This window comes from Streptomyces capparidis, assembly GCF_054782095.1.
In genome coordinates this window covers 51,009-73,451 of sequence record NZ_BAAGTD010000044.1, presented here as the reverse complement: position 1 = coordinate 73,451, position 22,443 = coordinate 51,009, and the positions used below count along the sequence as shown (strand labels likewise).

23 protein-coding genes are annotated in these 22,443 nt (G+C 75.5%); 16 read left to right on the top strand and 7 right to left on the bottom strand.

The window, feature by feature from the left end:
- Positions 1-226 precede the first annotated feature (226 nt).
- The gene (locus ACYVO2_RS28550) at positions 227-1,684 is read right to left on the bottom strand and encodes a helix-turn-helix domain-containing protein (protein WP_461010911.1); all 1,458 of its coding nucleotides are present in this window, start codon (positions 1,682-1,684) and stop codon (positions 227-229) included.
- Between the two features lie 185 nt (positions 1,685-1,869).
- Between ACYVO2_RS28550 and ACYVO2_RS28545 the strand changes: the two genes are divergently transcribed.
- The 4 genes from ACYVO2_RS28545 to ACYVO2_RS28530 all read left to right on the top strand — a co-directional run bounded on the left by ACYVO2_RS28545 (position 1,870) and on the right by ACYVO2_RS28530 (position 4,625).
- On the top strand, positions 1,870-2,463 hold the full coding sequence (locus tag ACYVO2_RS28545) for a DUF4232 domain-containing protein (protein ID WP_461010910.1): 594 nt from the start codon (positions 1,870-1,872) through the stop codon (positions 2,461-2,463).
- A gap of 184 nt (positions 2,464-2,647) precedes the next feature.
- Positions 2,648-3,199 (top strand): DUF4232 domain-containing protein, encoded by a 552-nt coding sequence (locus ACYVO2_RS28540; protein WP_461010909.1) that lies wholly within the window; start codon positions 2,648-2,650, stop codon positions 3,197-3,199.
- A 184-nt stretch (positions 3,200-3,383) separates the two neighbouring features.
- Positions 3,384-3,980 (top strand): sigma-70 family RNA polymerase sigma factor, encoded by a 597-nt coding sequence (locus ACYVO2_RS28535; protein WP_461010908.1) that lies wholly within the window; start codon positions 3,384-3,386, stop codon positions 3,978-3,980.
- A gap of 117 nt (positions 3,981-4,097) precedes the next feature.
- Positions 4,098-4,625 (top strand): GNAT family N-acetyltransferase, encoded by a 528-nt coding sequence (locus ACYVO2_RS28530; RefSeq protein WP_461010907.1) that lies wholly within the window; start codon positions 4,098-4,100, stop codon positions 4,623-4,625.
- Positions 4,626-4,658: 33 nt separating this feature from the next.
- On the opposite strand, the gene ACYVO2_RS28525 is transcribed toward ACYVO2_RS28530, so the two are convergent.
- Entirely contained in the window at positions 4,659-5,240 is a 582-nt protein-coding gene (locus ACYVO2_RS28525; RefSeq protein ID WP_461010906.1) for a hypothetical protein, read from the bottom strand.
- A gap of 285 nt (positions 5,241-5,525) precedes the next feature.
- Complete coding sequence (locus ACYVO2_RS28520; protein WP_461010905.1) at positions 5,526-6,719, bottom strand: PucR family transcriptional regulator; 1,194 nt, start codon at positions 6,717-6,719, stop codon at positions 5,526-5,528.
- Positions 6,720-6,952: 233 nt separating this feature from the next.
- Between ACYVO2_RS28520 and ACYVO2_RS28515 the strand changes: the two genes are divergently transcribed.
- The 6 genes from ACYVO2_RS28515 (at position 6,953) to ACYVO2_RS28490 (ending at position 12,813) form a co-directional block, all read left to right on the top strand.
- A complete protein-coding gene (locus ACYVO2_RS28515; protein WP_461010904.1) occupies positions 6,953-7,765 on the top strand; it encodes an ABC transporter ATP-binding protein in 813 nt (270 codons plus the stop codon).
- On the top strand, positions 7,765-8,556 hold the full coding sequence (locus ACYVO2_RS28510; RefSeq protein ID WP_461010903.1) for an ABC transporter ATP-binding protein: 792 nt from the start codon (positions 7,765-7,767) through the stop codon (positions 8,554-8,556). Before ACYVO2_RS28515 ends, ACYVO2_RS28510 begins: the two co-directional genes overlap by 1 nt.
- A complete protein-coding gene (locus ACYVO2_RS28505) occupies positions 8,553-9,443 on the top strand; it encodes a branched-chain amino acid ABC transporter permease (RefSeq protein ID WP_461010902.1) in 891 nt (296 codons plus the stop codon). The genes ACYVO2_RS28510 and ACYVO2_RS28505 overlap by 4 nt, the downstream gene beginning before the upstream one ends.
- Positions 9,444-9,537: 94 nt before the next feature.
- Positions 9,538-10,602 (top strand): branched-chain amino acid ABC transporter permease, encoded by a 1,065-nt coding sequence (locus ACYVO2_RS28500; RefSeq protein WP_461010914.1) that lies wholly within the window; start codon positions 9,538-9,540, stop codon positions 10,600-10,602.
- Complete coding sequence (locus ACYVO2_RS28495) at positions 10,599-11,864, top strand: ABC transporter substrate-binding protein (RefSeq protein ID WP_461010901.1); 1,266 nt, start codon at positions 10,599-10,601, stop codon at positions 11,862-11,864. Before ACYVO2_RS28500 ends, ACYVO2_RS28495 begins: the two co-directional genes overlap by 4 nt.
- Positions 11,865-12,039: 175 nt before the next feature.
- Positions 12,040-12,813 (top strand): aminoglycoside adenylyltransferase family protein, encoded by a 774-nt coding sequence (locus tag ACYVO2_RS28490; RefSeq protein WP_461010900.1) that lies wholly within the window; start codon positions 12,040-12,042, stop codon positions 12,811-12,813.
- A gap of 21 nt (positions 12,814-12,834) precedes the next feature.
- On the opposite strand, the gene ACYVO2_RS28485 is transcribed toward ACYVO2_RS28490, so the two are convergent.
- Positions 12,835-14,346 (bottom strand): FAD-dependent monooxygenase, encoded by a 1,512-nt coding sequence (locus tag ACYVO2_RS28485; protein ID WP_461010899.1) that lies wholly within the window; start codon positions 14,344-14,346, stop codon positions 12,835-12,837.
- 77 nt (positions 14,347-14,423) lie between these two features.
- Here ACYVO2_RS28485 and ACYVO2_RS28480 point away from each other — a divergent pair, with 77 nt between their 5' ends.
- Together ACYVO2_RS28480 and ACYVO2_RS28475 are read left to right on the top strand one after the other, a co-directional pair.
- Complete coding sequence (locus ACYVO2_RS28480) at positions 14,424-14,903, top strand: MerR family transcriptional regulator (protein WP_461010898.1); 480 nt, start codon at positions 14,424-14,426, stop codon at positions 14,901-14,903.
- Positions 14,904-15,013: 110 nt separating this feature from the next.
- Positions 15,014-16,801: a serine/threonine-protein kinase gene (locus ACYVO2_RS28475; RefSeq protein ID WP_461010897.1), complete on the top strand. Its 1,788-nt coding sequence runs from the start codon at positions 15,014-15,016 to the stop codon at positions 16,799-16,801.
- 81 nt (positions 16,802-16,882) lie between these two features.
- Here the strand turns inward: ACYVO2_RS28475 and ACYVO2_RS28470 are convergent, their stop codons facing one another.
- Positions 16,883-17,338: a DUF2000 family protein gene (locus ACYVO2_RS28470; protein WP_461010896.1), complete on the bottom strand. Its 456-nt coding sequence runs from the start codon at positions 17,336-17,338 to the stop codon at positions 16,883-16,885.
- Between the two features lie 50 nt (positions 17,339-17,388).
- Between ACYVO2_RS28470 and ACYVO2_RS28465 the strand changes: the two genes are divergently transcribed.
- On the top strand, positions 17,389-18,201 hold the full coding sequence (locus tag ACYVO2_RS28465; protein WP_461010895.1) for a helix-turn-helix domain-containing protein: 813 nt from the start codon (positions 17,389-17,391) through the stop codon (positions 18,199-18,201).
- Here ACYVO2_RS28465 and ACYVO2_RS28460 read toward each other — a convergent pair.
- Positions 18,186-19,130, bottom strand: coding sequence for a LysR family transcriptional regulator (locus ACYVO2_RS28460; RefSeq protein ID WP_461010894.1), 945 nt, complete (start codon positions 19,128-19,130; stop codon positions 18,186-18,188). The genes ACYVO2_RS28465 and ACYVO2_RS28460 overlap by 16 nt on opposite strands.
- 82 nt (positions 19,131-19,212) lie before the next feature.
- Here ACYVO2_RS28460 and ACYVO2_RS28455 point away from each other — a divergent pair, with 82 nt between their 5' ends.
- Positions 19,213-20,619: an MFS transporter gene (locus ACYVO2_RS28455; RefSeq protein ID WP_461010893.1), complete on the top strand. Its 1,407-nt coding sequence runs from the start codon at positions 19,213-19,215 to the stop codon at positions 20,617-20,619.
- Complete coding sequence (locus ACYVO2_RS28450; RefSeq protein ID WP_461010892.1) at positions 20,589-21,575, top strand: DUF6492 family protein; 987 nt, start codon at positions 20,589-20,591, stop codon at positions 21,573-21,575. The genes ACYVO2_RS28455 and ACYVO2_RS28450 overlap by 31 nt, the downstream gene beginning before the upstream one ends.
- Before the next feature lie 47 nt (positions 21,576-21,622).
- Here the strand turns inward: ACYVO2_RS28450 and ACYVO2_RS28445 are convergent, their stop codons facing one another.
- Positions 21,623-21,865, bottom strand: a complete 243-nt coding sequence (locus ACYVO2_RS28445; protein WP_461010891.1) for a hypothetical protein — start codon at positions 21,863-21,865, stop codon at positions 21,623-21,625.
- A gap of 191 nt (positions 21,866-22,056) precedes the next feature.
- On the opposite strand from ACYVO2_RS28445, the gene ACYVO2_RS28440 reads away from it, so the two are divergent.
- Positions 22,057-22,425: a hypothetical protein gene (locus tag ACYVO2_RS28440; protein ID WP_461010890.1), complete on the top strand. Its 369-nt coding sequence runs from the start codon at positions 22,057-22,059 to the stop codon at positions 22,423-22,425.
- The last annotated feature ends 18 nt before the right edge of the window (positions 22,426-22,443 follow it).

Sequence of the window (22,443 nt, the reverse complement as noted above, 5' to 3'; positions counted from 1 at the left end):
TCGAGCCAGATGAGTTGTTCTTCGTGGGCCAGTTGTTCTGGTTCGATGAGCGCGCTCACGACATCCCTCCCACCTCACCGACCAAACCGACACCGGCACCGGGCCACCGGCCGCCTTCAGTGTGCAGCACGGTACGGGAAGCGACCAGTGCGCCCCTCGACTCCGGCGGGCCGCCCCCGGTGCGCGGGGGCTCCCGGGCACCCGGGCCCGGGAGCCCCCGCGCACGTCAGTCGTTCGGCGGGTCCAGCGACTCCGCCCACTCGGTGGAGCCCGGCAGGTACTCGTAGTACGGCCGGCCGGCCATGCCGCTGGTGCGGAACGGCTTCCCCTGGTCGTCCACGCGCAGCTTGTCCTGCCGGCCCCCGCTCGACCACTGGATGTCGAGGACCCAGCTCACGTCGTGGGCGCCGGCGCGGGCGGTGACGTACAGCACCTCGGGCTCGGACTCGCTGACCCGGTACGGGAAGCCGCGCTGCCCCGCCTTCGGGACGACGGCCGGCTGCGCGGCGTCGAGGTCGACGTCGAACGACCGGGTGGACACGTTCCCGCCGCAGCCCGCCGCCATGTCGAACACGTTCCAGGGCAGGGGAGCGCCCTTGCGCAGCACACGGACGTGGATGGACTCGATGACGACGGTCTCGTCGCCGGTGCCCTGGACGGTGAGCGCGATGCGCTGCTCCCCGGCGGGGACGGCGCCCGTCTGGTTCACCCACTCCGGCGCGTCCTGCGGCTCCGGCGGCAGCAGCACCTGCGTGGGCAGGCGGTTCACCAGGTAGGTCACGCCGCAGGGCGGGACGGCCCAGGCGTGGGTGCGGGTGCTCACCGTCAGCGGGACCGTGTCGTCGGCCGCGTCGCGCTCCCGCGCAGCCCCGGCCTTCCCGGCCGGGCCGCCCGACGGCGCAGAGGACGTCGCGTCCCGCTTGCGGGCGGCGGACTTGCTCTTGCCGGCCGAGGGGGACGCCGACGAGGGGGACGGGGACCCCGACGTCGGCCGGGCGGCGCCGGAGTCCGCCTGGCGGGGGACGGACACGCCGCCCACGGGCTGCTCGGCCGCCCGGTCCTCACCTCCGCCGCCGTCGAGGCTCACCGCGACCACGGTGGACAGCGCGACGACGGCCACGGTCGTCGCCGCGACCAGGGCCCGCCGCCGGCGAGCTGAGGCACGGGGCGCCGCGGGGGGCGCGGTGAGCACAGCGGGCTCGTCCCCGGCATCCGGGGCGGGGGCGTTCGCCTCCTCGGGCGGCTTTCCGGGCGCGGCCGCGGGCGCCGCGTCCGTCTCGGCCGCGGTCTGCCGATCGGCCGCCGACTCGGCCCGGACCGCGGGTGCCGTCTCCTCCCCGGTCCCCCCGCCGGGCGCGGGCTCCCGCTCCGGGGGCGCGGACGCCTGCGCCGCCGCGCGCCGGTCGCGTTCCCTGGCCGCGCCCGCCATGATCCACCGCCGATGCAGCTCGACGAGTTCGTCCGGCTGCGCCTTGCACAGCCGCGCGAAACGCTCCACGGGGGCGTAGTCGGCCGGCACTGCCTCTCCCGTGCAGTACCGGTGCAGCGTTGACGCGCTCATGTGCAGCCGCTTGGCCAGCACCCCGTAACTCAGCCCGGAACGTTCCTTCAGCTCCCGCAGCAACGCCGCGAAATCAGCCGTCTCCTCAGCCGCACCCACCAGTACTCCGTCCCATTCGAGCATTCGAGGAAGGTTGCGTTTCCCCAGGTCAGTGCCGGTTCGAACGTCCCAGCGTCCCGGATGGCCCGGCCGAGGTGGCGGGTGGGACGGAGCGTCGCACAGGCTTGGGCCATCCAAGCACGGCGCTCACCGGAGAACGGTCCTGGGCGGCGCGCAACCCCCCTCCCATGGAATGGATTTGGCCTCTCATGCCCGCTGCCGTCCGCGCCGGCCCCGCTCGTCTGCTGGCCGCCGCCGCGCTCACCGCGTTCTCCCTGAGCGCCTGCGGGGGACGCCCGGCCACGGAGCGGGCGGGCGGTCCCTCCGAGCCGCCGGCGCCGACCGGGAGGGAAGCGGCCTCCCGGGCCTCCGACGCCGAGGGCGCCCGCCCCTGCACCGGCGCCGGGACCGACGTCACCGCCCGCCGGGTCGAGGGCTCCCCCGACCGCCTGCTGATCACCGTCACCAACATCGGGTCCACGCCGTGCGCCCTGTACGGCTACCCGGTGATCGGGTCCGGGGAGGGGCAGGGCGCGGTGCCGCCGGACGAGGGCACCCGCCCCATGGCGCCGACGACGCTGGCGCCGGGCGACTCGGGTTACGCGGGCGTGGTGCCGGCGGCCGCCGAAGGCGGCGGGAGCGGCGCTCACCCGGAGCGGACCCTCTCGATCCGCTTCTTCGACCGCGAGGGCGGCGGCGCGGGACCGGCCGCCACACCGTCCCTGCCTCCCGGCGGGGCGCGCCCGACCGGCGCGGCCCGCGTCACCTACTGGCTCGCGGACGCCGACGCGGCCCGGTCCTGAGGGCCGGGGGGGGGGGGGGAGGGCGTCGGAGCCGCGACCGCCGGCCGCGACCGCCGGCTGCCACCTCAACCGCACACGGCCGGACCGCCACCCGCGAAAACCGGAAGATCATCTTCCGAATGTGATCCACCCGGCGTGCCCACCACGGCGAACCCGTCACAGACAACAGGAAAGAAGGCACCCCATGCGCCTCACCCACCGCCTCACCACCCGCGCCGCCGCCGCCTCCATGGTCGCCGCAGCCGCCCTCGCGATGCTCGGCGCCCAAGCGGGCCAGACCGCCTCCGCCGCCACTCCGAAGAAGGCCCCCACCACCGCCGCCTGCACCGCGTCGAACACCAAGGTCACCGTCACCGCGGTGCCGCGGCCCATCAACCACCTGCTGATCAAGGCCACCAACACCGGCACCAAGGCGTGCAACGCCCACGGCGCCCCGTACCTGCGCTTCGGCGCCGGCGCCCACGCGCCCACCCCCTGGCTGGAGGAGAGCAAGCCGCAGGCCGTGGTGACGCTGCGGCCCGGTGAGACCGCCTACGCGGGGGTCATGACGGCCAGCCCCGAGGGCTACGAGGGCCACACCGCCAAGACCTTGGGCGTGCTGTTCTCCAACAGGGCCATGAACGGCTCCACCGGCGGCGAGACGACCCGGAAGCTGCCGGGCGGCGGCGTGTACGTGGACAGCAGCGCCTTCGTCACCCACTGGCAGGCCAGCCAGGGCGACGCCCTGGTCTGGTGACCACCCGCGGCGCCGCGCGGCGCCGCGCACCGAGCGCCACCACCCGGCGCAGCCGCTCCCGACGGACCCCGCCCGACCGCCGCACGGCGGTCCCGGGGCAGGCGGGTGGCGGCGGGCGCGGGGTGGCTCGAGCAACCACCGTCATGACCGCTGGGGGAGTTACCGTGAGGAAGTGTGAGGCGCCGTGACGAGTGTCGCGGAGATGCGGCGGACGACGCCGTCGCGTACGAGTGGGACCCGGCCCGCCCCGCAGGGCTCCGGGCAGGTCGGCGCCGCGGACGCCGAGACGTTCATCCGCGCGGTGTACGAGCGGCACGGCACGCTGCTGCTGCGGTACGCGGCCCGGCTGCTGGGGGGCGACTGGCACCGCGCCGAGGACGTGCTCCAGGAAGCCGCGATCCGGGCCTGGCGGCACGCCGAGCGGCTCGGCGCCGAGGTCGGCGAGATGCGGCCGTGGCTGTTCACGGTGGTGCGCAACCTCGTGATCGACGACCACCGCGCGCGGACCCTGCGCCCCGCGGACCCGGACCCGCTGGACACCACCGACATCCCCGTCGCCGACGGGGTGGACCGGCTGCTGACCTCCCAGGTCGTGCTGGAGGCGCTCGGTGACCTCACCGGGCAGCAGCGGGAGATCCTGCGCCATGTGTACTTCGAGGGCAGCGGTGTGGCGAGGGTGGCGGAGGTCCTCGGCATACCGGAGGGCACCGTCAAGTCCCGCACCTACTACGCGGTCCGCGCCATGCGCAGGGCGCTGCTCGCCCGCGGCGTGGACGGCTGACGACCCGCGAGGCGGCGGGGCGGCCCCCGGCGGAGTCCCGGGGCCACGGCCGGGGGCGGCCGGTGAACGGGCCCGCCGCGTGCGGGGCCGCGGCGGGCCACTGGGATACTCCGGCGTATGAACACGAGTGCGAAGGTGGATGGGCCCCGGCCGGGCCGGGCGGTGCCCGGGGCCGGGGCGGGCCGTCCCGGCCAGTGGGCGCTGCGTTCCGCGGAGCCCGCGGACGTCGAGGTGATCGCGGAGCTGCGGGCGAGGGTGATGCGCCCGGACCTGGAGCGGCTGGGACGGTTCGACGAGCACCGGGTCCGCCAGCGGCTGCGGGACTCCTTCTCCCCGCTGCACACCTCGGTCATCGAGGTGGACGGCGCCTTCGCGGGCTGTGTCACCCTGCGCCCGGCCGAGGACGGGCGGTGTCTGGAGCACTTCTACCTCGCCCCTGAACTCCAGGGCCGGGGGCTGGGGTCGGCCGTGCTGCGCACACTGCTGGAGCGGACCGACGCCGACGGCGTGCCCGTCCGCCTGATCGTCCTCCAGGGCAGCGCCGCCCGGAAGCTGTACGAGCGCCACGGCTTCACCATGGAGGCCCAGGACCCGATCGACGTCCACATGGTGCGCCGACCGGGCGGGGCCGCCGTCGCCGGCTGACGCGGCCGCCCGCGCAGGGTGCCGCCGTCCGGATCAGGGGAGGAAGTCGTCCGGGGCGAAGGCGGTGATCAGCCCCGCGGTGAGCAGGGTGCCGAAGTCGATGCCCGCCTTCCCGGCGACCGCGTAGGGGTTCTTGCGGAACGCCTCAGCCTGGAGGAACCCGGTGACGGAGGAGCAGGCGCCGACGGGAACGGCGATGGCGGCCGGCTCGCGGTGCTTGTACTTCTTGTTCGCGGCTTCCCACACGTACGAAGCGAGGGAGTAGGCCCCGAACAGCGTGCTGAGGGCCCAGGAGTACTTGGTGACGAGTTTCCATCCCCTGCCCCAGTTCACCGTGACGAGGAAGTCGGCAAAAGCCGAGAACATGGCCCCGCGGGTGGAGAGGGGAACGACGGCTGCCCGCGCGTCGGGACCGGTGGACAAGGACGGCGTGCCCCACTTGCCCGCCGCGTAGACGATGCCTCCGGCGAGGAGCCCGATACCGAAGTTGAACGCGCTCAGCAGCCAGTGCGGATCTCCCGCGACATCGGCCGCGGTGACGGTGAGCGCCGTGAAGGCGGTCATGATCCCGGCGGCCTTGACCCCCTCCCGCCACAGTTCCCGGTTCGCCGGCACGGGCGCCGTGGAGGTGCTCGGCAGACCGTTCGGGAAGGGGCTCCTTGTCGTTGCCGAAGGCGACCTTGTACAGCAGGGTGGTCGGGAACGCCGCCAGCAGTGAGACCAGGCTCAGGATCGTGCACTTCCTGCCCTTGTCCCCGCTCTTCTCGGCCGCCCACTCCCAGATCCAGTCGGCGAAGCCGAGGTCCAGCGGCTCCGTGATGACGTCGCGGAAGACCTCCAGCCCCGCCTTGGCGAGGTTGGCCACCGCGTGGAGGAGCGCCTTGCAGATGTCGAGCAGCGTTACCGCGTGGTGACCAGGCGGAACGCGTCCAGGGCCAGGGTCATCTCGATCATGTCGCGGGGGTGGGACAGGGAGCGGGAGGTGAGCTGCTCCAGGCGGCGCAGGCGGTTGAAGACCGTGTTGCGGTGGCAGTACAGGCGGGTGGCGGCGCGGCCCGCGGAGCCGCCGCACTCCAGCCAGGCGTCCAGGGTCTCCAGCAGCAGGGCGCGGTCGGTGGGGTCCAGGTGCAGCAGCGGGCCGAACACCGCGGCCACCAACTGCGCCGACAGCTCCGGCTGACTGATCACCAGGGCGGTCGGCAGGCGCTGGTCGAGCCGCACCACGCCGCCGCCCTCCGGGCCGCAGGTGCGCATGGCCAGCTCCGCCAGGCGGCGGGCGCGGCCCAGCTCCTCCAGGCCGCCCACCACCGGGCTGATGCCGCCCGGCCCGGCGTGGCGGCGGTCCAGCTCCGCGGCCAGGTCGGCCAGGTTGGCGTCGCCGAGCTCGGCCACCCCCACCTCGTACTCCGTCCCCATCCGCCACACCAGCCGCATCACGCCGATCGACGGCACCCGGTGGAACGAGGTGTGCACGCCGCTGCCGCGCAGCACGACCACCGCGTAGCGGCCCTGCTCCGGCAGGTCGAGGCCGGCCGCGGCGCGGGCCGCGAGACCGGGCGGCGGGTCCCCCTCGAGCAGCGCGTCCAGCAGCGCCTGGATCCGCTCGTCGCTGCGCCGGCGCATGGCCTGCTCGGCCACCCGGTAGGCGCTCGCCACCGTCTCCGCCTGGATGTCCACGGCCGCCCACATCTGCGCCGCGGTGTGCACCAGCAGGCGCAGGGCGTTCGGGTCCTTCTCGGTGACGACCTCCAGCAGGGCGTCCCACACCAGGTGGCCGGCGCGCCGGTAGGCGTGCAGCAGCAGGTCGAGGGAGAGGCCCTGCTCGGCCCTGCGGCGGCCCAGGCGCTCGGCGTACTCCAGGTCGCGGCGCGGCACCGAGCGCCCGGCGGTGATCGCCTGGATGCCGTACCGCATGGCCTCGCCGATCTGCTCCCAGTGCTCGTCGTGCGGCACGGCCAGGTCGTACTCGGCGGAGTGCCGCCGCAACTGCGCCATCAGCTCGTCGGTGAGCCGCGGCACCCGCGTCAGCAATTCCTCGCAGGCGCTGGCCAGGAGCAACCGCTCATCGTCGGTGCGCACTCCGCGCCCTCCCACGGCCGGCCGACCTCCCATGGCTGGTGAGGATGCCATCGCGGCAGGCGGCGGACCAGACCCCCGCCGGGCGCACGCCCCCGGCTTGTGCCCGCGCACAGTCCCGCGCCGCCGCCTCTGGTCATCGGCCACGTCCGGCCACCGCCGCGTGGACGGGGCGCCGGGGCGGTGCTGCTGTGGGTGGGCGTCGGACACCGCGACGGGACGCGGCGGGACGCGACGAGAGGAGACGGACGTTGACGGCCGCTTCGCTACAGGTGCGCTCACTGTCCGCGGGCTACGGCCCCGTGCGGGCGCTGCGCTCGGTCACGGTGGAGGTGCCGGCGGGCGCGGTCGTCACCGTGCTCGGCGGGAACGGAGCCGGGAAGTCCACCCTGCTGCGCGCCGTCTCCGGCACGCTGCGCTTCCACCGCGGCGCGGTCACGGAGGGCTCCGTCCTGCTGGACGGGCGCCCCCTGGGCGGCCTCGACGCGGCCCGGGTGGTGGCCGCCGGGGTGGTGCAGGTGCCGGAGGGGCGGCAGGTGTTCACCAGGATGACGGTGGCCGACAACCTGCGCGCCGGAGCGCTGGGCGCCCCCGGCGGGCGGCGCGGGGCGGCCGCCGCCCTGGAGCGGGTGCACGAGCTGTTCCCCGTGCTGGCGGAGCGGTCCCGGCAGCGCGCCGGGCTGCTGTCCGGCGGGGAGCAGCAGATGCTCGCGCTGGGCCGGGCGCTGATGGCCGGCCCGCGGGTGCTGCTGCTCGACGAGCCGTCGCTCGGGCTGGCCCCGCTGATGGCGGCCCGGGTCGCGGACGCCGTCCGGGCGATCAACGCGCAGGGCACGTCGGTGCTGCTGATCGAGCAGAACGCGGCGGTGGGCCTGTCCCTGGCGTCGTACGCGTACGTGCTCGAGGTGGGGCAGGTGACGCTGGCCGGGCCCGCCGCGGAGCTGGCCGCCTCCGACGAGGTGCGCAGGCGCTACCTGGGGGTGGCCGATCCGGCGGACGACGCGGACGGCGGGGCGGGCCGGGACGGGGCGGCGGCGCCGGTGCTGCGGCGGTGGGCGGTCTGATGGGCGCCGCGGAGGGGGACGCGCAGGCGCTGGCCGTCCGGGAGCTGACCGTGCGGTTCGCCGGACTCACGGCGCTCGACGGGGTGTCGTTCGACGTGGCGCCGGGCAGCGTGCACGCCGTCATCGGGCCCAACGGGGCGGGCAAGTCCACGTGCTTCAACGTCCTCTCGGGGGTGTACCGGGCCACGTCGGGCAGCGTCCGCTTCGCCGGGCGGGAGCTGACCCGCCTGCCGCCGCACCGGATCGCCGCCCTCGGGGTGGCCCGGGTGTTCCAGAACCTGGCGCTGCCGCCGCGCGCCACGGTCGCCGACAGCCTGATGCTCGGCCGCCACCGGCTCACCCGGGCCGGGTTCCTGGCCGCGGGGCTGCGACTGCCCGGGGCGCGCCGGGAGGAGTCCGCGCACCGGGAGCGGGTGCGGGAGATCGCCGCGTTCACCGGCCTGGCGGCGCACGTGGACGAGCCCGTGGGCCGACTGCCCTACGGGCTGCGCAAGCTCGTTGAGCTCGCGCGGGCGCTGTGCATGGAGCCCCGGCTGCTGCTGCTGGACGAGCCGGTGGCCGGGATGACCGCGGACGAGCGGCGCAGGACCGCCGCCCTGATCGGGCGGGTGCGCGACAGCCTCGGCATCTCCGTGGTGCTGGTCGAGCACGACATGGGGGTGGTGATGCGGCTCGCCGACACCGTCACCGTCCTGGACTTCGGGCGCCGCATCGCGCACGGCCCGCCCGCGCGGGTGCAGAGCGACCCCGCCGTGGTGCGCGCCTACCTGGGAGAGGAGGCGGCCTCGTGATCACGTTCACCGAGCTGCTGCTGAGCGGGATTTCCATCGGCTCCGTCTACGCCCTGATCGCCCTCGGCTTCGTGGTGATCTTCAAGGCCACCGAGGTGGTCAACTTCGCGCACGCCTCGCTGCTGCTGGCGGGCGGCTGGATCGTCGCGGTCCTCCACGACGACATCGGTTTCTGGGCGGCGCTGGCCGCGGGCGTCGGCGGCGCCGCCCTGGTGGGCGCGGCCGTGGAGTTCCTGGTGATCCGCCGCTGCCGGGACGGCGACCACAGCGTGCTGGCCATCGTGACGATCGGCGTGGACATCATGCTGACCACCGAGATCACCCGCCGCATCGGCACCCGGGTGCTCTCCCCCGGCGACCCGTGGGGGACCGGGGTGCTCAGCCTGGGCCCGGTGGACATCGCGCACACCCGTGTCGCCGCCGTCGTCACCGCGGCCCTGCTGATCACCGCGTTCCTGCTCGCGTTCCGGTACACCTCCTGGGGGGTGGCCACGCGCGCCGCCGCCGAGAACCGGGAGACCGCGGCCCTGATGGGCGTGCGCCTGGGCCGGGTGTCGCTGGCCGCCTGGGCCGTCGCCGGGGCGCTGGCCGCGGTGGCCGCCCTGTTCCTCACCGTCTTCCCCACCCCCGGCCTCGAGCGGAGCACCTCGCTGACCGCGCTGCGGGCCTTCCCCGCGGCCATCATCGGCGGCCTCGACTCCACCACCGGCGCCCTGGTGGGCGGGCTGATCGTCGGCGTCACCGAGGCACTCGTCACCGGCTACCAGAGCGAACTGTCCTTCCTGGGCCGCGGGATCGGGGAGCTGGCGCCCTATCTGGTGATGCTGCTGGTGCTGCTGGTGCGGCCGGCGGGTCTGTTCGGCACGAGGGAGCTGACCCGTGTCTGACCTCCGCGCCCCGATCCGGGCCGCCCGCCGCGGCCCCGCCCGCCGCGGACCGCGCCGCCCGGCCGCCGGGCGGGCGGCCACCGTCCGCGCCGCGCTGTGGGCCGCCACCGCCGTGGTGCTGCTCGCGCTGCCCTTCTACCTCGGCCGGTTCTGGCTCCAGGCCGGGCTGCTGGCGATGGCCGCGGCGATCGGCGCCATCGGCATCAACCTGCTCACCGGGGCCACCGGTCAACTGTCCATGGGCCACGGCTTCTTCCTCGCCGTCGGCGCGTACGGCTACTGCGCCCTCGCGGCCGACGGCGAAGGACCGACCGGGCTCGGCCTGCCGCCCTGGCTCGCCGCGGTGCTCGCGGTGCTGCTCGCCGGGGCCGCCGGCGGCCTGTTCAGCCCCATCACGGGCCGGCTGCGCGGCGCCTACCTCGGCATCGCGACCCTGGCGCTGATCTTCATCGGCCAGCATGTGCTGATCAACGCGGAGGAGCTGACCGGCGGCTTCAACGGGCGGTCGGTGCCGCCGCTCTCGCTGTTCGGGTTCCGGTTCGACGACGCCGAGCGCCAGGTCGCCGGGATCCCGTTCCAGTCCGCGGAGAAGCTGTGGTACGCGGGCCTTGCCGCGCTGCTGCTGAGCGCGCTGTTCGCCCGCGGCGTGCTGCGCGGCCGACCCGGGCGGGCCATGAACGCCATCCGGGACGACCGGGTCGCCGCCGGTGTGATGGGCGTGCCGGTCGCCCGCTACCGGGCCGCCGTGTTCGTGCTCTCCTCGATGTACGCGGGCCTCGCCGGGGTGCTGGTGGCCCTGGTCGTCCAGCGCACCGTCCCCGAGTACTTCGGGATGACGCTGTCCCTGGAGTTCCTCGCCATGATCGTGATCGGCGGGCTCGGCACGGTCGGGGGCGCGGTGGCCGGGGCGGTGTTCGTCTCCCTGCTGCCGCAGTTCCTCACCCGCTACAGCGACGCGCTGCCGCTGATCTCCGGCCCCGGCGCGGGCGGGGTGTCACCGGGCGAGGCGTCCCGCTACCTGTACGGCGCGGCCGTCGTCGCCGTGGTGCTGTTCCTGCCCGGCGGCCTCACCCGTCCGCGCTCCACCCGTCACCGCACCACCCGCCCGGGCCGGCGCCCGGGCGCGGGACCGCACCCGTCCTCAGGGGGAGAAGCATGAAGCCACCGATCCGCACCGCCGCACTGGCCGCGCTCGCGCTCGCCCTCGCCGTCTCCGGGTGCAGCGGCAAGGCGTCCGACGACGGCGACGGGGGAGGGGGCACGGGCAAGGGCGGAGTGGCGACCGGCGAGGGCGTCACCGACACCACCATCACGCTCGGCGCGCTCACCGACGCCACCGGCGTGTACGCCTCCCTGGGCAAGACCGTCACCCAGAGCCAGCGGCTGTGGGTGAAGCGCACCAACGAGGCGGGCGGCATCTGCGGCCGCAAGATCGAACTGGTGGTGCGGGACCACGGTTACGACGCCCAGAAGGCCGTGCTCGCCTACACCGAACTGGAGCCCAAGGTGCTCGGCTTCGTCCAGTTCATCGGCTCGCCGCTGGTCGGCGCGGTCAAGGACCGGGTGGAGAACCAGGACCACGCGCTGATCGTGCCGCAGGCGTGGTCGACGTCCCTGATGGGCGAGTACGTCCGGGTCGTCGGCGCCACCTACGCCATCGAGATGATCAACGCCGTGGACTTCCTGACGACCGAGAAGGGCGTCGAGCGGGGCGACAAGATCGGCCACATCTACTTCGAGGGCGACTACGGCGAGGACGCCCTGCACGGCTCCACCCACGCCGCCCGCGAACTGGGCCTGACGGTCGTGGAGCAGCGGATCAAGCCGACCGACACCGACATGTCCGCGCAGGTCGCCATGTTCAAGCGGGAGGGTGTGAAGGCCGTGCTGATCAGCGCGGGCCCGCGCCAGGCGGCGTCCCTGGCCGGGGTCGCGGCGTCCCGCAGGCTGGACGTGCCCATGGTCGGCAGCAACTCCGCGTTCGCCTCCCAACTGCTGGGCACCGACGCCGGAAAGCCCCTGACCCGGGACTACCACATCGCCGCCAGCACCCTGCCCATGGGCGCGCCGGAGCCCGGCCCGTCCGGGCTCGCCGAGGACTACCTGGCCGAGTACCCCGGCGAACCCCTGGACAACGCCGTCTCCAGCGGCTGGAGCGCTGCCTCGCTGTACGGCGCGGTGCTGAAGAAGGCGTGCGAGGACAAGGACCTCACCAGGCAGGGCGTGCACCGGGCCCTGAAGTCGTTCACCTCCTACGACAACTCCTTCGGCATCACCCACGACTTCTCCGACCCCAAGGCCCCGTCCACCCGCCAGTCCCTGATCCTCAAACCCGACGCCTCGGTCACCAAGGGCGGCCTGCGCGTCGTGCGCCCCGCCCACGTCTCCCCGCTGGCGAAGGCGTACGAACCGGGCGAGTGACCACGGCCCGACGGCGCCGCCGCGCGCACCGCGTCTCCCGCGGGCCCCGCGTCTTCCGCGGGCCCGCGGGAAACGCGGTGGCCCGGGCCCTGCCGTCTGCCTACGATCGCCCCGTGACCGGCCGTCGGACGGCGGTGGGCGCGGCGCCGCCGCGGCCCGCCCGGGAGGAGAGCGGGTGACGCGCCCGGAGGACGTCGTGCGCCTGGTCCGCGGGGTGCTCGGGCCGCGGCTCCTGGGGGCGTACCTGCACGGCTCCGCGGTGCTCGGCGGGCTGCGGCCGCACAGCGACGTGGACGTGTTCGCCGTCGTGCGGCGGCACCTCACCGAGGCCGAGCGGCGGGCCCTGGTGGACGGGCTGCTGGACGTCTCCGGGGAGGGGGCGCGGCTGGGCCCGGCCCGCCCGGTCGAGCTGACCGTCGTCGTCCGGGACGACGTCCGCCCCTGGCGCTACCCGCCGCGCCGCGCCTTCCAGTACGGCGAGTGGCTGCGCGAGGAGTACGAGCGGGGCCTGCTGCCCGCGCCGGAGCCCAGCCCCGATCTCGCCCCGCTGATCACGATGGTGCTGCGCGGGAACGCCGCGCTGTTCGGGCCGCCGCCGGCGCGGGTGCTCGACCCCGTCCCGCACCGGGACCTTCGCCGGGCGATCGTCGCCGGAGTGCCGGAGCTGCTGGCCGAGCTGGAGCAGGACACCCGCAACGTGCTGCTCACCCTCGCCCGCGTCTGGACGACCCTGGCGACGGGATCGATCCGGTCCAAGGACGAGGCGGCCGCCTGGGCGCTCGCCCGCCTCCCGGCGGAGCACCGCCCCGTCCTGGCCCGGGCCCGCGCCGTCTACCTGGGCGAGGAGGAGGACCGCTGGGCGGACCTGCTGCCCCGCCTGCGCCCGCACACCGACCACGTCACCGGTGTCATCGAGCGCCTGGCCGCCCGGCGGGCCCCGGAGCAGTGACGCGGTGACGGCGGGCGGCGGCTACGGCTGCCGCAGCCCCAGGTCGCGCAGGGCGTCCCGCAAGGAGTCCTCGGCGTTGCCCCGCCAGGCCACGAAGCCGTCGGGCCGCACCAGCACGGCGCCGTCCACCGCGCACGGGCCGTGGACGGGCGGGGCGACGCGGAGCGAGGCCGCCGCCGCCCGCCACCGCCGGTGGTCCGCGCCGGCGAACAGCGTCCAGCGCGAGCCGATCAGGTCCAGCGTGGACACCCGCGCCGTCCCGGTCGCCCCCACCCACCGGTGCGGGAAGCGGTGGCCGACCCGGACGGCGTCGGCCAGGACGTCGGGCCGGTCGGTGCCGTGCGGCGGGTAGCCGTGGAACATCATGGCGCGCAGATAGTCCTCGGCGAGCCGCTCGGGCGTCGCGCCCGGGTCGCCGTGCGCGGACTGGTAGCGCCGGGACATCGCGCGGCTCAGGGACAGGGACGCGCGGGCGGCGGCGCGGCGCTCGGGCTCGTAGGTGTCCAGGAGCGCCGGGGTGAACCGCCCGCGCAGCACGGCGGCGATCTTCCACGCCAGGTTGTGGCCGTCCTGGATCCCGGTGTTCATGCCGAGGCCGCCCGCCGAGGTCTGCACGTGCGCGGCGTCCCCGGCCAGGAAGACCCTGCCCTCCCGGAAGGAGGAGGCCATGCCGATGGCGGCCTCCCAGGCGTTGACGGCGTGCAGCTCGATCGCGACCGACCGGTCCCCGATCGCGGCCCGCAGCAGCGCCACGGTCTCCTCCGCGGTCAGCCCGGCTGGCCCCTCCTGCCTGCCGGGGTGGTCCAGGATGTGCGAGGACCACTGGTCCCGCCCGTTCTTCGACAGCAGCGTCGCGTACACCGCGTCGTTGCGCACGACGCACATCTGGGTGCCCCACTCCCGGAGGAAGGGGCCGAGGTCGGCGCGGAAGTACGCGGTGTGCACCCGCCCGATGACCTCCCGGTCGGGGACGGTGACGCCCAGGTGGCCGCGCACGTCGCTGTGCGCCCCGTCCGCGGCGACCAGGTACTCGGCCCTGAGCTCCGCCTCCTCGCCCGTGGCGGCGTCGGCGACCCGTGCCCGCACCCGGTCGGCCTCGACGACGAGGCCGACCAGCCGCGTGCCGAACCGGACGTCACCGCCCCCGCGGCGCAGCTCCTCCAGCGCCAGCCGCTGCACCTGGTCCTGCGTCACCACCAGGCGGCGGTCGACCGGGGTCGCGGTCCCGGCCCTGCGCTCGTACCGCTCCGGCAGCCCTCCCCGGTGCAGGGTGGCGCCGAGCCCGCTGCCCTTGTACACCGTCCGCAGCGGCTCCCCGCCCCTCCAGCCGACCCGTTCGAGCGCCGGCAGGAGCCCCATCGAGCGGAACACCTCCAGCGTGCGCAGGCTCGAGGTGGCCCGCGGCAGCGCCGATATCGCGTCCCGCTTCTCGACGACCACGGGCGGGACACCCCAGTGGGCCAGGAACATCCCCGTCGACAGGCCGACCGGCCCGCCGCCCACCACCAGCACCGGCACATCCTCGGTACGCATGACGCCCCCTTCTCGGTTCTCCGGGTGATCGGGATCCACCGTGCACGCTCAAGCCGACTTGAGCGCAACATGGAGTCATGCGAGACACCGGAGCCATGGATGCCATGGGAGACGAGCGCTACTCGATCAGTCAGGTCGCCCGCTGCTTCGGCGTGCCGGTGTCCACCCTGCGGTACTACGACGACCTGGGCCTCCTCCCCGCGGCCGAACGCCGGGGACGGGTGCGCCACTACGGCCGCGAGGAGCTGCGCCGGCTCGCCCTCATCCAGCGGCTGCACCACCGCGGCCTGGTCGGCCTGGCCGACACCGCCGCGCTGATCAGCGAGAGCCCGGCCGCGGACCGGCCCTCGGGCCGTGAGGTGCTGCTCGCCTCGATCGAGGGGATCGCGGAGCGGATCGAGGACCTGCGAGCCGCCCAGCGGCTCCTGGAGCACCTGCTGGCCTGCCCGCAGACGGACCCGGTACGGGAGTGCGCGCATCTGCGGGCCGAACTCGGACAGGTCGTCGATCAGGCGCTCGCCGCGCTCGGCCCCCGGCGGCCCCCGCGCCGTGTGTAACCGTCCGTCAACAGTCCACCGCGGTTGTGTGCGCACCCGGTCGGCAGCGACGCCCCGGCTTGGATAGGGTGCGGGTCGCACATCGACGTCCAACGGGGGAGACGCAGCGCATGAACGGCCGTCAACCGGAACAGATCTTCCAACCGCTCGCCGCGGACGACCCGGCCGCCATCGCCGGATACCGGCTCGCCGCCAAGCTCGGCGCGGGCGGCATGGGCAAGGTGTACCTGTCGTACACGCCCGGCGGGCGGCCCGTGGCCATCAAGGTCATCCGTCCCGAGTTCGCGGAGGACCCCGAGTTCCGCCGCCGCTTCGCCCAGGAGGTGCGGTCCGCGCAGCGGGTGCAGGGCCTGTTCACCGCGCCCGTCATCGACGCCGACACCGACGGCCCGCACCCGTGGCTGGCCACCGCCTATGTGCCGGGCCCCTCGCTGGCCGACGCGGTCGTCGCCCACGGCGCGCTGCCCACCACCACGGTGCTGCTGCTGATCGCCGGCATGGCCGAGGCGCTCCAGGTCATCCACCGCGCGGGCATCGTGCACCGCGACCTGAAGCCGTCCAACGTGCTGCTTGCCGCCGACGGGCCCCGCGTCATCGACTTCGGCATCGCCCGCGCCGCCGACGCCACCTCGCTCACCGGCAGCGGCGTCACCATCGGCACCCCCTCGTTCATGGCCCCCGAGCAGGCCGAGGGGCCCCAGGTGACCCCGGCCACGGACGTCTTCGCGCTCGGCCAGGTCGCCGCGTTCGCCGCCACCGGAACCCCGGCCTTCGGCGAGGGCACCGGGCACGGCGTGCTCTACCGGATCGTCCACGAGGAGCCCGACCTCACCGGCGTGCCGGACCAGCTCAAGGAACTGGTCGCCCGCTGCCTGGCCAAGGACCCCGCGGCCCGTCCCTCGGTCACCGAGGTGATCGAGCTCTGCCAGACCGCGAACGCCGAGACGGTGCTGCGCCGCCCCGAGGACTGGCTGCCCGCCCCCGTCTCGGCCGACATCACGGTGCGCATGGCGGCCCCCGCGCCGGCCCAGACCCCGCCGCCCCAGACCCCGCCCGGCGCGCCGTCCGTGGCCTACTCGCCCACCACCCCGGCCCCGGCCCCGGCCTACTCGCCGACCGCGCAGGCGACCCCGCCCCCCGCTCCCGCCCCCCAGTACCCCGTGCCGCCCGGGGCGCCCGGTGTCGCCCACGCCCCGACCCAGTTCTCGCCGCACTCGCCCCACCCGCCGCACCCGCAGCAGCCGTACCCCGGCCTCGGCCCCCAGCCGCCCCGCCCCGCGCAGGGCACGCCCAGGCGGGGCGCCGCCATCGCCCTCGCCGCCGCACTGGTCCTGGGCGTCGCGGGCGGTGCCACGGTGTACGCCCTCGGCAAGGACGACGACCGCAAGCCGCAGTCCAACGACGCCCCGAAGAACACCCCGAGCGGTCAGGCGGGCAACGGCAGCGGCGGCAGCGAAGGCGGCACCGGCGGCGACAAGACGGCCGACGAGAGCCAGGACACCGCGCCCTCCGAGCCGAAGCCCGAGGTCTACAAGAACCTCAACCTCACGGCCGGCTACCACCTCACGCTCGGGGCCAAGGAGATCCGCCCCGAGCAGGGCGAGGACGGCGGGTACGAGCTGTCCTACGACACCGGCGGATACCTGGACGCGGAGGTCATGGAGGGCAGCCTGGTGCTGCTCGACCCGGGCCAGGAGGGCTCACTGGCCACCTGCCGCGCGGACACCCGCTTCACCGACAACGTCTACCTGGACAAGCTCTCGCCGGGCCGGCAGGTCTGCGTCAACACCGGCACGGGCCACATGGGCCTGGTGACGGTCCAGGGCTTCTCACCGGAGAGCTCGCCCAGCACCTACATGACCATCGACCTGACCGTCTGGCGCAACGCCTCGGCGTGACCGGTCCCCGGCGGCCGGCGGGGGAGCCCGCGAGCTCACCCCGCCGCGCCGGGTGCCCCCCGGCGCGGCGGGCCCGCGTCCTCACGGGTGCATCCGCGCCCCCTTGAGCACCTTGTCCACGGCGCCGCGCGGCCCGTACACCGCCAGGCCCACCAGGTCGAGCTGGTCCGCCGGGACCGCGCGCACCGCCGCCCGGTTGTCGTGGTCGTTGCCGGTGGAGAACAGGTCGGAGGTGAAGACGGCCATCGGCAGGGAGCGGCCCAGGGCCCGGGTGTGCGCCGACCTCAGCGTCTCCTTCGCCCCTTCGAAGACGAGCACGGGCTGCCGGAACATCGGCAGGTAGTCCGTGCCGTCCGCGTCCGAGTAGGGCTCGCCGATCACCTCGGGACGCACCGTGCCGAGCCCGCTGACCAGGAACGCGGTGACGTTGAGGCGCTGCCAGGCGGGCAGGTCGTCGCGGAGGAGCACCGCGATCTTGGTGTCGAAGCGGACGGCGGTGCCGCCCTGTCCGGCGGCGTTGTCATGCTGCGTGTCCATGGCGAGCAGCCTCCCGCGCCGGGCGCGGCGCGGTCTTGTACGTTCTTTGCATGGTCGAGGTCCACGCCTGGCGCCCGCCCGTCAGCGGGGTCGCCGAGGTCTTCCACGCGCGCTTCACCGACCACGCCTACCCGATGCACGTGCACGGCACCTGGACGCTGATGATCGTGGACGACGGCATGGTCCGCTACGACCTGGACCGGCACGAGCACGGCGCGCCCAGCGACGTCGTCACCCTGCTCCCGCCGCACGTGCCGCACAACGGGACGGCCGCCACCGCGCGCGGCTTCCGCAAACGCGTCGTCTACCTGGAGGGGACGCAGTTGGCGCCGGACCTGATCGGCACGGCGGTGGACCGGCCCGACCTGCACGACCCGCCGCTGCGCCGCCGCGTGCACCAGTTGCACACGGCGCTGACGCTGCGCGGCGAGGAGCTGGAGGCGGAGAGCAGGCTGGCGCTGATCAAGGAGCGGCTGGAGCGGCATCTGCGCCGGGCCGCCGCCGCGGCGCCGCTGCCGCGGGACCCGGGGCTCGCCGGCCGACTGCGGGACCTGCTGGACGCCCGGGTCCGGACGGGCGTCACGCTCGCCGAGGCGGCACAACTGCTGCACGCGCACCCCTCGCACCTGGTGCGGGCCTTCGGCCGCGAGTTCGGCATGCCGCCGCACCGGTACCTGACCACGCGCCGGGTCGATCTGGCGCGCAGGCTGCTGCTCGAGGGCCTGCCCGCGCCTGAGGTGGCCGCCGCCGCCGGGTTCTGCGACCAGTCCCACCTCACCCGCCACTTCCGGCGGGTCGTCGGGGTCGGCCCCGGGCGGTACGCGCGGCAGGGGCGCCCGCGGCCGGTTCACCCCGGTGCGTGACCGCCGTCCGCGGCGGCGGGACCGGCGCCGGGACCGGCACCCGCGTCCGCCGCGGCCCCGCGGGCGATGTCCAGCAGCGCCCGCACCGCGGCGCTCGGCCCGCGGTCGGACGGGGTCACCGCGCAGACGGTGAAGGTGGGCGGATCCCCGGCGAACGGGATCGCCCTGAGCGCCGGGTCGGGCCGCACGAAGCTCGCGGGCATGATCGTCACGCCGAGCCCGGCCCGGACGAAGCCGGACAGCGACTCGATGCCGGTGATCTCCACGGCGACCCGGCGGGCGACGCCGAGCGCGGCGAAGGCGCGGTCGGTGAGGTCGCGGGTCGCGTAGCCGCCGGGGAAGTCCACGAACGCCTCGCCGGCGAGGTCCGCCAGGCGCAGCCGGCCGCGGTCCGCCAGGGGGTGGCCGGCCGGGACCAGGGCCACCATCGGCGTGGAGGTCAGGTTGCGGGCGGTCAGCCCGGCCGGGGGCGGGCCCGCGAAGGAGGCGAAGGCGATGTCCAGCTCGCCCTCCAGCAGCCAGGCGGCCAGACCCCGCGAACCGGCGGGGGACACCCTCACCCGCATGGTGATGCCGGGGTGGCGGCGGTGGAAGGTGCCCAGCACGGAGGCGAGGTCGATCCGGCCCAGGGAGAGCATGGTGCCGATGCCGATCGACCCGCGCAGACCGGAGGTGACCTCGTCCACCGCGTCCCGCGCCGCCTGCACCGCGTCCAGCGCGTTGCGGGCCTGCGGCAGCAGCGCCAGGCCGGCCGGGGTGAGCCGCACCGGCCGGGAGGACCGCTCCAGCAGGGTCGCGCCGAGGTCGCGCTCCAGGGCCCTGATGCCGGCGGACACCGCGGACTGGACCATGTGCAGCCGCCGTGCGGCCCGGGTGAAGTTCCGCTCCTCCGCGACGGTGACGAAATACCGCAAATGCCGCAGTTCCACCCGTCAACCATCGCACGAGGCGATCGAGGCGATCAATTCTCGTCGTTGGACGCGATGGCCCGTGTCGCCCAGGCTCGGGAGCATGGCCCGCTGGACCGCACCCGCCCGCGGGGGCGCCGGCCGCCCCTCGGCCGCGGCCCCCACCCGCCTCCCCGCCCCCGGTCCCCGCCGCCCGCGCACCCCGGGCCGCGGCAGCGCGCCGCCCGGTGCGGGCTTCTGGGTGATCACCTTCGCCTTCACCACGGCGATGGCCTTCTCCACCGTCCCCACGCCGCTGTACCCGCTGTACGCCCAGCGGAACGGCTTCGGCTCCCTCACCGTCACCGTGGTGTTCGCCGTCTACGCGGTGGGCGTGCTGACCAGCCTGTTCCTGGCCGGGCACCTGTCGGACCAGCTCGGCCGCCGCAAGGTCCTCGTCACCGCGCTGCTGGTCGAGTCGGCGGCGGCCGCGGTGTTCGTGGCCTGGCAGGCCCTGCCCGCGCTGATCGCCGCCCGGCTCCTCACCGGCCTCGGCGTCGGCATGGTCACCGCGACGGCGACCGCGCACATCGGGGAGCTGAACGCCGCGGCCCGCCCCGGCGCCGGGCGGCGGCGCGCCGATCTGACCAGCACGGCCGCGAACATCGGCGGCCTCTCCTTCGGGCCGCTCGTCGCCGGCGCGCTGGCGCAGTGGGCGCCCGCGCCGCTGCGCACCCCGTACCTGGTGTTCGCCGTCCTGCTGCTGCTCGCCGCCGCGGCCGCCGTGCCGGTCCCGGAGACCGTCGCCCCCGGGCGCAGGCCCTACCGGCCCCAGCGGGTGTCGGTCCCGTCCGCCGTCCGCGGGCAGTACTTCGCCGTGAGCACGGCCGCGGCCGTGGTGTTCGCCGTCTTCGGCATGTTCACCTCGCTGGCGCCGTCGTTCGTCGCCGTCACCATGCACCACCCGTCCCGGGCCCTGGCCGGCCTGGTCGCGTTCTCGGTGTTCGCCGCCGCCGCCACCGCGCAACTGACGCTGGCCGCCCTGCGGCCGTCCGCGCAACTGCGCCTCGGCCTGGCCGTGACGGTGGCGGGCCTGCCGCTGCTGGTCGCGGCCGTCTGGACACCCAGCCTGCCGCTGTTCCTCGCCGGCGCCGTCGTCGCGGGGGCCGGCGGCGGGGTGCTGTTCAAGGGGGCGGTCTCCACGGTCGTCGGCCTGGCCCCGCCCGCCACCCGCGGCGAGGCGCTCGCGGGCTTCTTCCTGGGCGCCTACCTCGGCCTGACGGTCCCCGTCCTCGCCCTGGGCGTCGCCACCCGGTACCTGTCCAGCCGGGCGGCCCTGACGTGGTTCATCGCCGCCCTGGCCCTGGCCATCGCCGTCACCGCCCCCGGCATCGTCCGGCGGCGGCACGTCCCGCCGGGCCGCTTACCCCCGCCCGCCCCGCCGTCGGGCGGCGGCCGGGAACGATCGCCCGGCCGCCGCCGCTGTGGCACGCTGGCCCCATGGTCGCGCTTCCCCCTGTCGGTGTACTGATCCTGGCCGCGGAGAAGGACCTGCCGGGGCTTGCCGCCTGCGTGCGAGGGGTGCTCGCCCACTGCCGGAACCCGGTGGCGCTGGTGCAGGTGGTGGCCCAGCGCGTCCCGGAGACGCCGTTCCCCGTGCGGGACGAGCGGATCGTCTGGGCGGACGAACGCGTGTGCTTCCCCGGCACCGCGGACATCACCGCCCACCTGCGCGCCCGCGGCAGGCAGCCGTCGAACGCCTCGTGGTACTTCCAGCAGTTGGTCAAGCTGCACTGCTTCGACGTACTGCCGCCGGACGCCCCGCGGCACACCCTGGTCGTGGACGCCGACTTCGTCTTCCTGCGCGACACCGTGTTCGTGGACGCCGACGGGCGGTCCCTGCTGCCGTACGGGTACCCGCTGTCGTGGCGCCTGGGCACCCGCGCGCACCGGCGGCCCGCGCGGCACTCGGCCGTGGAGGCCGCCCGGCGCCTGGTGCCCGGCTGGCGGCCGGTCGGCGCCTACAGCGGCATGCAGCACCACATGGTGTTCGACCGCACGGTGCTGGCGGGGCTCGCGGAACGGGTCCGCGAGGCGCACGGCGCCCCGCTGTGGCGGGCGTTCCTGGACACCGCCGCGCCCGCCAAGTGGACCGGCGCGTCGGAGTACGTGCTCTACGGGCACTTCGCCGCCCGGTTCTTCCCCGACCGGGTCCGCCGGCGCCACGTCGGGGCGGTGGACGTCATCCAGGGGGACGGCCCGGGCGGGTTCGAGCTGGCCGAGGTGACGGCCGCGGCGCGGGGCTCGGCGCTCGAGGCCGTGGGCTGCCACCGCTTCCTGCACTACGCGGAGCGGCTGGCCACCATGGACTACGTCCCCGGGCACCTGCGCACCGCCCTGTCCGCCCGGCCCGGCCCGCTCCGGCTGCACCTGGACCGCGGCCTGCTGACGATCACACCGGCGACGCGCCCGCTGGCGCTGGGCTGACGGCCGGGCCCGCCGCACCGGACCGGGCCCGGCCCGGCCCCGGTCCGTCACCAGCCCATGTCCCCGGCCACTTCCTCCTGGGCGGCGGCGATCTCCTCGGACGTGGAGGCCGCCAGGTCCGTGTCGACGTCCCACTCCAGCCGGCACAGCAGATCGGCCAGGGCCTGCTTCTGCGCGGGGTGCGTCACCGGGACGGAGTCCAGGTCCGTGGTCGTCAGCCAGTCGAACAGGACGACGGCGGCGGCGTGCCCCAGACGCAGGGTCACCGACGAGCGCTCGGCCTCGCCCAATGGGTTTCCCCTCCCCCCTGACGCCTGCCCGGACCGGCCGTCACCGGCCCCCGGCCGACTTCGCCGGCGGACGGGTCCGCGCGGGCGCGATCGGCCTCCAGTGAACCCCGCCGCCCCTCCGTCCGACCACCCCTCAGACCCGGGAACGAGCCGCTGGCATGTTCCCGGGCCCCGCGGGCAGGAGCACAGGTGTGGAGCCTCCAACGACACCTGCGCCGGCCGACCGGGTGCGGCACTGCCTGCGCGCGGCCGGTTTCCACCTGGTCGGCGACGCGGGCGAGGTCCTCCCCGGCCTGCGGGTGACCGACGTGGGCGGCGGGGTGGCGGCCGTGCGGTGGACCCCCTCGGACGACTTCGCGGCCCTGGCCGGCAGGCAGTGGGCGGACCACGCCCCGGGCGGCGGCCCCGCCACCGGTGAGACCATGCACCACTTGGTGCGCACCGCCGTGGTGGGCGTGCTCGCCGAGCAGGGCCACACCGTCGTCGACGACGCGGGCCTGGACATACTGGTCGTGGCCGGGCGGCCCGCCGACCGGGCGCGGCAGCCCCGCTTCTCCTGAGACCCGGCGCGCGGCCCC